The organism is Rheinheimera sp., assembly GCF_020217005.1.
GTDB lineage: Bacteria > Pseudomonadota > Gammaproteobacteria > Enterobacterales > Alteromonadaceae > Pararheinheimera.
The window spans coordinates 1-10000 of the sequence record NZ_JAIWOI010000278.1 but is presented as its reverse complement, the minus strand read 5'-3'; the positions used below and the strand labels follow the sequence as shown (position 1 = coordinate 10000).

Here is a 10000-nt window from a genome sequence, read left to right as displayed (position 1 = left end):
CTACTGGACTGGACCGCAAATTCTAACGCTAAATTAGTACTACAAGCTGCAGTGCCTTTAGACGCCAGTGGTTATGGCCAGCTGGTGGTCGATATGAAATGGGCGGTAGCACCTGCTGCAGCTGTAACTTTGAGCCAGTCCTGTGGCTCAGGTTGTGGTGGCACTTTAGATTTGGCACAGTTACTCAGCAGCAAAGCCGTCAATCAATGGCATAAAGTGGTGATAGACCTGAACTGTTTTGCAGAAAAGGGGGCAGCATTGAATCATTTGCAGCAACCTTTTGTCTTACACAGCCAGGGCGCTTATCAGCTGACAATTTCAAATATCAGATTGACACCAGCCACTGCAACAGCCGATCTGAGTTGTGCGGCAAATTAAATATCATCCATAACAATACCGGCTGCCACAAGGCAGCCTGACGGGGAACAGAATGCAAAGTGCTCAAACAACAGAGGTGCAAAGCACCCATACTCCAATCAGCAGCTGGGCTTTGCCAGCTCTGACTTTTTTGTTTTTTATCTGGGGTTTTATTACTTGTCTGAATGACATTTTAATACCGCACTTAAAAGCCGTGTTTGACCTGAATTACACTCAGGCTATGTTGATCCAGTTTTGCTTTTTCGGCGCTTATTTTGTGGTGTCTTTGCCGGCTGGCGCGCTGATCAATAAACTGGGTTATCAAAAAGGCATAGTGATAGGTTTAGCTATTGCTGGTGTTGGTACTTTTAACTTTATTCCAGCGGCCAGTTTTCACAGTTATCCCTGGTTTTTAGCTGCCCTTTTTGTATTGGCATCCGGCATTACTATTTTGCAGGTGGCTGCTAACCCTTATGTCACCATCCTGGGCAACCCAAAAACAGCGGCAAGCCGCCTGACAATGACTCAGGCCTTTAACTCTCTAGGTACCACAGTAGCTCCGCTGATTGGTGCAGCCTTAATTTTGAGTCAACTCGACAGCACTGAAGGCGCAGACGCTGTACAACTACCCTATCTGGTGCTGACTGTGGCCTTGTTTGCTGTTGCTTTTGTTTTTTCACGCCTGAAGTTGCCTGTAGTAGAAAACACCACAGCCGCTGAGAAAATCTCACTTAAAACCCTGCTGCCATACAGCCATTTGTGGCTGGGTGCTTTAGGTATTTTTATGTACGTTGGCGCTGAAGTCGCCATAGGTTCTGTGATGGTCAATTTTATTGCCCTGCCAGAAATTACCGGGCTGCCGGAAGCGGACGCAGCTCATTATGTGGCCTGGTACTGGGGCGGCGCTATGTTGGGACGTTTTGTTGGCGCAGCGCTGATGCAAAAAATGAATGCCGGTTTGCTGCTGGCCATGCACGCTGCCGCTGCTATTTTGTTGCTGGCTCTGGTGATCACAGGACAGGGCACTCTGGCGCTGCTGGCTTTGCTGGCTGTAGGTATCGCCAACTCTATTATGTTCCCGACCATCTTCAGCCTGGCGCTGCATGGCTTAGGCAAATACACAGGTCAGGGCGCTGGTTTATTGTGTCTGGCTATCGTGGGCGGCGCTTTGTTGCCCGTTGCACAGGGTATGCTGGCAGATAATTTCGGCCTGACTTTGTCCTTTATATTGCCGATTTTTTGTTATCTCTACATTTGCTACTTTGGTTTACGCAGTCGCAAAGTCACAGGTTAAGGCGCAAGCCGGGGCAAGGTGCGTATTCCCGGTTGACCTTGCCTATTTTATTCGCGCCATCCGTGGCGCTCACCCAATGGGCCAGCTGAAGCTGTTCAAAAACACTCCCGATGTTTTTGTATTCGCGCCATCCGTGGCGCTTGACCGGCCAGTGGACAGAGCCACTGGCGCTCAGCCGGACATTGCCAAACTGTTGGCAATGCTTTTTCCGGCTTCGCCCAATGGGCCAGCTGAAGCTGATTAAACATATTCCTGGTGCCGGATGAGTCTTCATCCCTTAAGGCTGAGTTAAACCTCAGCCTTTTTTTCAACTGCCGTGTGAGCTACCTGTTGATCTACTGAGCTGGTGCGGCGGAATTTGCTTAACGCCAAATAGACTGCTGGCGTGCTGTAGAGGGTCAGTAACTGACTGACCAGCAATCCACCTACTATGGTAATGCCCAAAGGCTGGCGCAGCTCTGAACCTTCACCCATACCAAACAGCAATGGCACTGCACCTAATAAAGCCGCAAAGTTAGTCATAAGTATTGGCCGCAAACGCTGCGCCGCCGCCAAAGCGACTGCATCTTTGGGTGATAAGCCAAGATCCCGCTCTGCATGCAAAGCAAAGTCGACCAGCAAAATGGCGTTTTTCATCACTATGCCGATCAGCAAAAACAGCCCCAGCAAAGCGATCAGGTTAAAGTCGGTATTGCTGACATAAAGCGCCAGCAAAGCCCCCAACCCGGCACAAGGTAAAGTCGATAAAATAGTGATAGGTTGAATTGTGCTTTCATACAACACACCCAGAAGCAGGTAGACAGTGAAAATCACACCAATAATCAGCCAAAGTTGGTCACCACTTTTAAACATGGCGTTACGCTGATCTTCACCATTAATGGTATGAATGCCACTGGGCACCATAGCCAGAGCCAATACCCTGTCAATGGCAGCTGAGGCTTGCTGTAAAGTCACACCGGGCGCTAAACCATAACCTATACCTACAGAGGCAAACTGACCATCACGGCGGATACGGTCATTGGCCAGACTGTACTGATAACTGGCGATACTGGATAAAGGTACGCGGTTGCCATCTGCCGTTACCAGTTGCAGTTGTTTTAACACTTCAGGCTGAGCTGTATAACCAGGCGTCAGTTCCATCACCACACGGTATTGGTTCATCTCATCGTATAAAGTCGCCACCTGGCGCTGTGAAAAAGAGTTGTTCAGCAAGGTCGCCACAGTACGCATATCCACACCCAGGCGCTGTGCCGCTTCGCGGTCTATGGTCAATGAAATTTGTTGTGCGTCTTCGCCACTGGGCGTGTCGACATCGACAAGCTCCGGCAGCTCCTGCATTTTTTCCGCCACCTGTTTGCTCCATTTGCGTAGCAGCTGCAAATCACCGGACAACATCAACAGCTCGTAATCACTGCGCCCAAAAGGGGAAGTTAAACGAATGTCCTGATCAACATTTAAAAACAACATGCCACCCGGCACTTTAGGTGCTGTAGCACGAATACGGTCCACCACTTGCTGGGCAGAAATCTTCCGTTCTGACAGAGGTTTTAACCTGACCCTCATCCAACTGTTGCTGATGCCCATATCCCCACCGCTGGAGCCTGTCACATCGGCTATAGCCGGATCTTTTAATAAGTGCTGACGAAAGGCTTCAATTTTGGGCTGCATGATCTGAAAGGAAAAGCCATCGTCACCACGGACAAAACCATTCAGCTGGCCTGTGTCCTGATCTGGCAGTAAACCTGTCGGAACCTTGGTATACAACCAGGCATTGGCCGCAAAGAGCAACACCAAAGCCGCCAGTAACCAACGATAATGACTTAAGCTCCAGCTGACGCTCTGGTGATACTTGTGCTGAAATCTTTGAAAAGCACCGGTTTGACTGTCACCCGGCTGTTTGGCCTTCAGCAGCAGGGCCGACAGGCTTGGTGTCAGGGTCAGCGAAATCACCAGACTAATGGTCATGGCTGCGGCCAAGGTAATAGAAAACTCGCGGAATAAACGTTCGACCAAGCCACCCATAAATAAAATCGACAGGAAAATCACCACTAAAGCCAGATTCATTGCCAATAAGGTAAAACCGACTTCAGATGCGCCTTGCCGTGCGGCCTGTAAAGGCGTTAAGCCGCGTTCTATATGGCGTTTAATGTTTTCCACCACCACTATGGCGTCGTCTACCACTAAACCCGTGGCGACAATCAGTGCCATGACCGATAAGTTATTTAGCGAAAAATCACAGAGATACATCACGGTAAAGGAGCCAACTAACGACACCGGAATAGCCAGGCTTGGGATTAGGGCACTGCGCAAACTACCTAAAAAGGCCCAGACCACCAGTACCACCAAAGCCACAGCAATCAATAAACTGATTTGGGCTTCAGTTAAAGTGGCGCGGATCACCGGGCTGCGATCCATCACTACAGCTAAATCAGCATCTGCTGGGATCAGGGCTTGCAGCAGCGGCATTTGCTGGTAAATCGCATCTATGGTTTCGACAATATTGGCGCCTGTGCGGCGGCTGATCAGCAAAATCACCGCATTTTTATCGTTATGAAAACCAGCGCTGTAGCGGTTCTCTGTGGAGTCTGTCACTAATGCCACATCCGATAAACGGATAGGGGCGCCGTTGACGTATTTTACCACTAAATTCTGATAATCCGAGGCCTGACGTAAAGTCTGGCTGGTCGCCAGTTGCCAGCGTTGATCGCTGCTCTCCAATACGCCCAAAGGCACAGAGGCATTAGCCCCACTGATAGCGCTGCGGACTTCATCCAAAGCCACGCCATATTGAGTCAGCATGCCGGGGTTTAATTGCACCCGCACTGCAGGCAAAGAAGCCCCTGTCACTTCAACTTGCCCTACACCCGTAATAGCTGCAAGCTTTTGCGCCAGTACAGTGGAGGCTGCGTCATACAATGCACTGGAGGCCAAGTGCTCTGAGCTTAAGGCCAGCGCCATCACAGGCGCCTGGGACGGATTAAATTTACGGTAACTTGGATTACCCGGCATACCGGACGGCAACTGACTGCGGGCAGCGTTAATAGCAGCCTGCACTTCACGGGCCGCTTCATCGACATTACGGTCCAAGTCAAACTCCAGCCGAATTTGTGCTGAGCCCTGATTGCTGCTGGAACTGATACGGTTGATACCAGCAATACTGCCCAAAGCCCGTTCCAATGGCGTGGCCACAGTAGCGGCCATACTTTCAGGACTGGCACCGGGCAAACTGGCGGAAACTACTATCATAGGGAAATCGACAGCGGGTAGAGGAGAGACCGGCAATAAACGCCAACACAACATACCCAGTAACAATATAGCGGTGGCAATTAAACCACTGGCGACAGGGCGTTGAATAAAAGGCAAAGCTAAGTTCATAACGCTTTGGCCTCGGCTTCGTTCAGGTTTTCCTGTTGACCTTCTTTACTACTAAAATGGCGGTCAAACCACAAATACACCACAGGGGTAGTAAAGAGTGTCAGCACCTGACTAACTAATAAACCACCCACCATCACCAGTCCCAAAGGCTGACGCAATTCAGCCCCTGAACCACTGGCCAATAACAATGGAATAGCGCCAAATAAGGCCGCCAGCGTAGTCATTAAAATAGGACGGAAACGCATTAACGCCGCCTGATAAATAGCTTCGGTTGGCGACAAACCCTGATGGCGCTGCGCTTCCAGCGCAAAGTCGACCATCATAATGCCGTTTTTCTTCACTAAACCTATCAGCAACACTATGCCGATGACCGCAATCAAATCCAGCGGCTGGCCTGCGATCAGCAGCGCCAATAAAGCCCCTACTGTGGCTGAAGGTAAAGTCGACAATATGGTGACAGGGTGAATTAAGCTTTCATACAAAATACCCAGCACTATATACATGGTGATCACTGCAGCCAGCACCAGCCAGAGTGTATTGCTCAAAGAGGCGCGGAAGGCTTCAGCTGCGCCCTGAAAGGTCAGCTCCATTTCAGCCGGTAATTGCAATTGCTGCTGCACTTCTTCAATAGCAGCTACAGCTTCACCCAAGGAATAGCCTTCAGCCAGGTTAAAAGACAAGGTGACTGAAGGGAACTGGCCCTGATGGTTAATCAATAACTTAGCAGGCCGTTGTGTCACTTTGGCCACAGCGGACAGCGGCACTGGAGTACCAGAGCTGGTGCTGATATAGAGCTTGTTCAGCGCATCAACGCCGTTAATCTGGTCCGGGTCGACCTCTAAAATCACCCGATACTGATTGGCCTGCGTAAATAAGGTGGTGATTTGGCGCTGACTGTAGGCACTTTGCAGCACAGTGCTGATTTGCGACACATTAATGCCTAAACGCGCAGCTGCGGTGCGGTCTATATCGATATAAGCCTGCAACCCCTGTTGCTGTAAATCATGGGCCACTTCGGACAATTCAGGGCGCTGTTGCAAGGCGTCTACTAAATCCGGTAACCACTGATTCAGCACCTGCTGATCCGGTGTGGTTAAACTGAACTGGTATTGAGTGCGGCTGACGCGGTCTTCAATACTCAATTCCTGCACTGGCTGGAACCAGCCTTTGATACCAGGCACGGCCTGCACTTGCTGCTCCAGCTCGCGGATCACTTCCACTGCAGACAAGTCGCGTTCGCCATGTGGTTTCAGGTTGATTTGAATACGGCCACTGTTAATGCTGGTATTGCTGCCATCCACACCAATAAAAGACGACAAACTGCTGACGGATGGATGCTGCAGAATATTTTCCGCCAGTTCCTGCTGCCGGGCCGCCATCGCCTGGAAAGAAATATCCTGCGGCGCTTCGGTCACCACCTGAATCACACCACTGTCCTGCACAGGGAAAAAGCCCTTGGGCACAGCCAGATACAACAGAGCCGTTAAAGCCACAGTCGCCAGCATACTGCACATGGCTGAGGTCTGATGCCGCAACACCCACTGCAAACCCCGGCCATAAGAGGCAATAATGCGGTCCATCAGGCCATTTTGATCATGATGCTCCGGCAGGGTTTTTAGTAAACGTGCGCACAACATAGGGGTCAGTGTTAAAGACACCACTAGAGAAATCAGAATAGCCACAGCCAAAGTGACAGCAAATTCAAAAAACAGCCGGCCGACCACATCCGCCATAAAGAGCAGAGGGATCAGCACGGCTATCAGCGAAAAGGTCAGGGAGATCAGGGTAAAACCAATTTCTTTCGCACCTCTGAGTGCAGCTTCCATAGGAGAAGCCCCTTGTTCCCGGTGCCGCGCTACGTTTTCCAGCATCACTATGGCGTCATCCACCACAAAACCTGTGGCTATGGTCAAGGCCATTAAGGTCAGGTTATTGACGGAAAACTCCAGCAACACCATGACGGCAAAAGTACCAATCAAAGACAAAGGCACGGCCAGGCTGGGAATAATAGTGGCCGGAATACTGCGTAAAAAGGCGAAGGTCACCAAGACCACCAGCACTATGGCGAAGATCAGCTCTTTTTGCACATCACGTACCGAAGCCCTAATACTGTGAGTCCGGTCTGTTAAGACTTCTACTTTGACAGCGGCAGGCATAGTGGCTGTCAGCTGCGGCAGCAGCTCCTGCACTCTGTCAGCGACATCAATCACATTGGCACCAGGCTGGCGCTGGATATTCACCAGCACAGCAGCCTTTTGATTAGCCCAGGCGGCGAGAAAACGGTCTTCAGCGCCATTTTCAATCTTTGCCACGTCTTTTAAGCGCACAGGTGCGCCCTCACGGTAGGCAATAATCAGTTCTTTGTACTCATCCGTACTGCGAATTTGATCATTAGCCTCCAGCATAGTGGAACGAAAAGCACCATCAAAACTGCCTTTTGGCTGATTGGTATTGGCTGCAGCTATAGCGCTACGCAAACTTTCGACACTTAAGTTCAGGCTGGCTAACGCCGCTGGGTTGGCTTTGACACGAATAGCGGGGCGCTGCCCACCCGCCAGACTGACCATACCCACCCCCGTCAGCTGAGCGAGCTTTTGTGCCATACGGGTATCGACTAAATCGTAGACAGCAGGTAAAGGCAAGGTATCAGAGCTGACGGCTAGGGTCAGAATAGGCGCATCAGCCGGGTTTACTTTGCGGTAGACAGGAGGTGTAGGTAAGTCGTTAGGTAACAAGGAAGAAGCCGTATTAATAGCGGCTTGCACTTCCTGTTCGGCCACGCCCATATCCACCACTAAGGCAAATTGCAACGTAATAACCGAAGCACCGGCTGAGCTATTGGACGACATTTGTTTCAGGCCTGGGATCTGACCTAAACGTCGCTCCAAAGGCGCAGTGACTGTACGAGCCATAATGTCAGGGCTGGCACCGGGGTTAAAGCTAAAGACCTGAATAATGGGATAATCGACCTGGGGCAACGCAGCCACAGGCAATAACCGCCAACTTAAAAGACCGGCAATTAAGATCGCCAGCATCAATAAGGAGGTAGCGACAGGGCGTAAAATAAAAGGCTTGGACAGGTTCATCATTTACCCCTTAGGCGCGTCCTGGATCACCTCAACTTCACGGTCTGGTCGCAGACGGTCCAATCCTTCCAGCACCACTTTGTCACCCGCTTTTAAACCTTCTTCTACAGCCACTAAACCATTGTCGACAGCACCTAACTTCAACACCCGGATCTGCGCTTTGTTATTCTGGTCCACCATATAGACATAAGTGCCCTGAGCACCGTATTGCACAGCGTCCTGCGGAATAGTGACAGCGCCACTTTGCACCGCCACATTGAGACGCACATTCACAAACTGGTTCGGGAATAATTCTTCGTGCTGATTGGCGAATTCAGCCTTAAGCTTCAACGTGCCTGTGGCTATATCAATCTGGTTATCCAGGGTGGTTAAAGTGCCGCTACTGAGCTGCATTTGTTCTGCTCTGTCCCAGGCTTCAACAGTCAACGCAGCTCCGGCACGAAAGGCAGTGCGAACTTGCTGCAACTGAGTTTCAGGAATAGTAAAAACCACAGCTATTGGCGAGCTTTGAGTAATAGTGACTAAACCTTCGGCGCTGTTAGCCTGAATTAAGTTACCAGGGTCAACAGCCCGTAAACCAAGACGGCCACTGATAGGGGCCTTAATTTGGGTATAAGACAACTGCAATGCAGCGGCATCAATAGCAGCCTGATTCGACTTGATAGCACCTTTGAGCTGATTCACTAAAGCCTGCTGCGTATTCATTTGCTGGGCCGCTATGGTGTTTTGTTCTTTCAGTTTGGCGTAACGATCTAAATCCTGTTCAGCGCTTTTTAGCTGGGCCAGATTTTGATCTTTTTGGCCCTGAGCCTGCGCCAGCTGCACTTTGTAATCCGCTGGATCAATCTGAGCGAGCAACTGACCCGCTTCAACTTTCTGACCTTCCTGAAAGAACACTTGCTGTAAAGGACCAGAGACCCGGCTTTGCACCAGCACAGTATTTAAAGGTGTCACAGTACCTATGGCTTTAATCTGCACTTTTAAGTCGGTAGAACTGGCTTCAATCACCCGCACTGGTACAGGCATGGCCCATGGGTTATTCGCCATTCCACCCGCCGGACGAGGGCCACCAGGTCTTTGCCCACCAGGCCGCTTTCCGGGGCCTTGTGGTGCAGCACTGCCTTGTCCAGCGCCGGCTGCAGGCTCAGCAGCAGGCCAGAACCAATACGAAGCGGCAGCAGCAAGGGCCAAACCAACGGCGAACACAACAGGCTTTTTCAGCAAAGACATAACATAAATCCCTATAACAGAAGTGCAACTGAGTAAAACGGCCTTACTCTAATTCAGGCGGTAGAACCCTGCAATGAAGCGAGTGTCAAGATTGAGTAAAGATGAGCTGACTTTCGGTCAGACGTCTTTTTACAGCGATAAAAACCGAAGTGGCAAATCAAATACAGCGAAAAAGGACAAAAGGATCAGCGAAAAATGGCAATAGCTTCAGCTTCTGGCCTACTGACATCTCAGCTCTGCAACTGAGCGGCTAACTCGGTCTCAGCTAACAGTTTTTTGTTTCATCATGACAAAAGCTACTGACATAAGGTTGTCAGTTTGGCTTGCTAATCTGACAGGGTTAAGTAAAAGGAGCGCATCATGACTGAGTTAGATACAGCTATTGATTGTTATTTTTCAGCAACTAATGCACGAAATAACCAACTGGCCGCCGAGTGTTTTGACCCGGACGCATCCGTCTTTGACGAAGGCCAACAACTGACGGGTCTGGAATCCATCCGCAGCTGGTTGCAGCATAACCAACAAAAGTATCAGCCCAAAGTTCAGATACTAGCTGCAGCGCGCAGCTATGGCGAAGTCTGGGTAAAAGCCAATGTATCAGGTCGCTTTCAGGGCAGCCCTGTGCAGCTGAACTATGTATTTGCCTTGCAGGATGGCA

Annotated in this window: 6 protein-coding genes; 3 read left to right on the top strand and 3 right to left on the bottom strand. The window is 50.3% G+C overall.

Going from position 1 to position 10000, the window contains the following annotated elements:
* Together LDL40_RS13590 and LDL40_RS13585 are read left to right on the top strand one after the other, a co-directional pair.
* On the top strand, positions 1 to 378 hold a 378-nt coding region (locus tag LDL40_RS13590; protein ID WP_300995915.1), incomplete at its 5' end, for a putative glycoside hydrolase.
* A 52-nt stretch (positions 379 to 430) separates the two neighbouring features.
* Positions 431 to 1651 (top strand): sugar MFS transporter, encoded by a 1221-nt coding sequence (locus tag LDL40_RS13585; protein ID WP_300995914.1) that lies wholly within the window; start codon positions 431 to 433, stop codon positions 1649 to 1651.
* 288 nt (positions 1652 to 1939) lie between these two features.
* Here the strand turns inward: LDL40_RS13585 and LDL40_RS13580 are convergent, their stop codons facing one another.
* From LDL40_RS13580 to LDL40_RS13570, 3 genes are read right to left on the bottom strand one after another with little or no spacing between them, the layout of a single operon-like run.
* Entirely contained in the window at positions 1940 to 5026 is a 3087-nt protein-coding gene (locus LDL40_RS13580) for an efflux RND transporter permease subunit (protein ID WP_300995913.1), read from the bottom strand.
* Complete coding sequence (locus tag LDL40_RS13575) at positions 5023 to 8115, bottom strand: multidrug efflux RND transporter permease subunit (protein WP_300995912.1); 3093 nt, start codon at positions 8113 to 8115, stop codon at positions 5023 to 5025. The genes LDL40_RS13580 and LDL40_RS13575 overlap by 4 nt, the downstream gene beginning before the upstream one ends.
* The gene (locus LDL40_RS13570) at positions 8116 to 9342 is read right to left on the bottom strand and encodes an efflux RND transporter periplasmic adaptor subunit (protein WP_300995911.1); all 1227 of its coding nucleotides are present in this window, start codon (positions 9340 to 9342) and stop codon (positions 8116 to 8118) included. It lies immediately after the preceding gene.
* A 360-nt stretch (positions 9343 to 9702) separates the two neighbouring features.
* Between LDL40_RS13570 and LDL40_RS13565 the strand changes: the two genes are divergently transcribed.
* Positions 9703 to 10000, top strand: a 298-nt coding sequence (locus tag LDL40_RS13565) for a nuclear transport factor 2 family protein (RefSeq protein WP_300995910.1), incomplete at its 3' end; no start/stop codon positions are given.

Bases quoted from the DNA above. Each gene is read 5' to 3' on its own strand.
- LDL40_RS13580 (WP_300995913.1), bottom strand. From the start codon at position 5,026: ATGAACTTAGCTTTGCCTTTTATTCAACGCCCTGTCGCCAGTGGTTTA.
- LDL40_RS13570 (WP_300995911.1), bottom strand. From the start codon at position 9,342: ATGTCTTTGCTGAAAAAGCCTGTTGTGTTCGCCGTTGGTTTGGCCCTT.
- LDL40_RS13585 (WP_300995914.1), top strand. From the start codon at position 431: ATGCAAAGTGCTCAAACAACAGAGGTGCAAAGCACCCATACTCCAATC.
- LDL40_RS13575 (WP_300995912.1), bottom strand. From the start codon at position 8,115: ATGATGAACCTGTCCAAGCCTTTTATTTTACGCCCTGTCGCTACCTCC.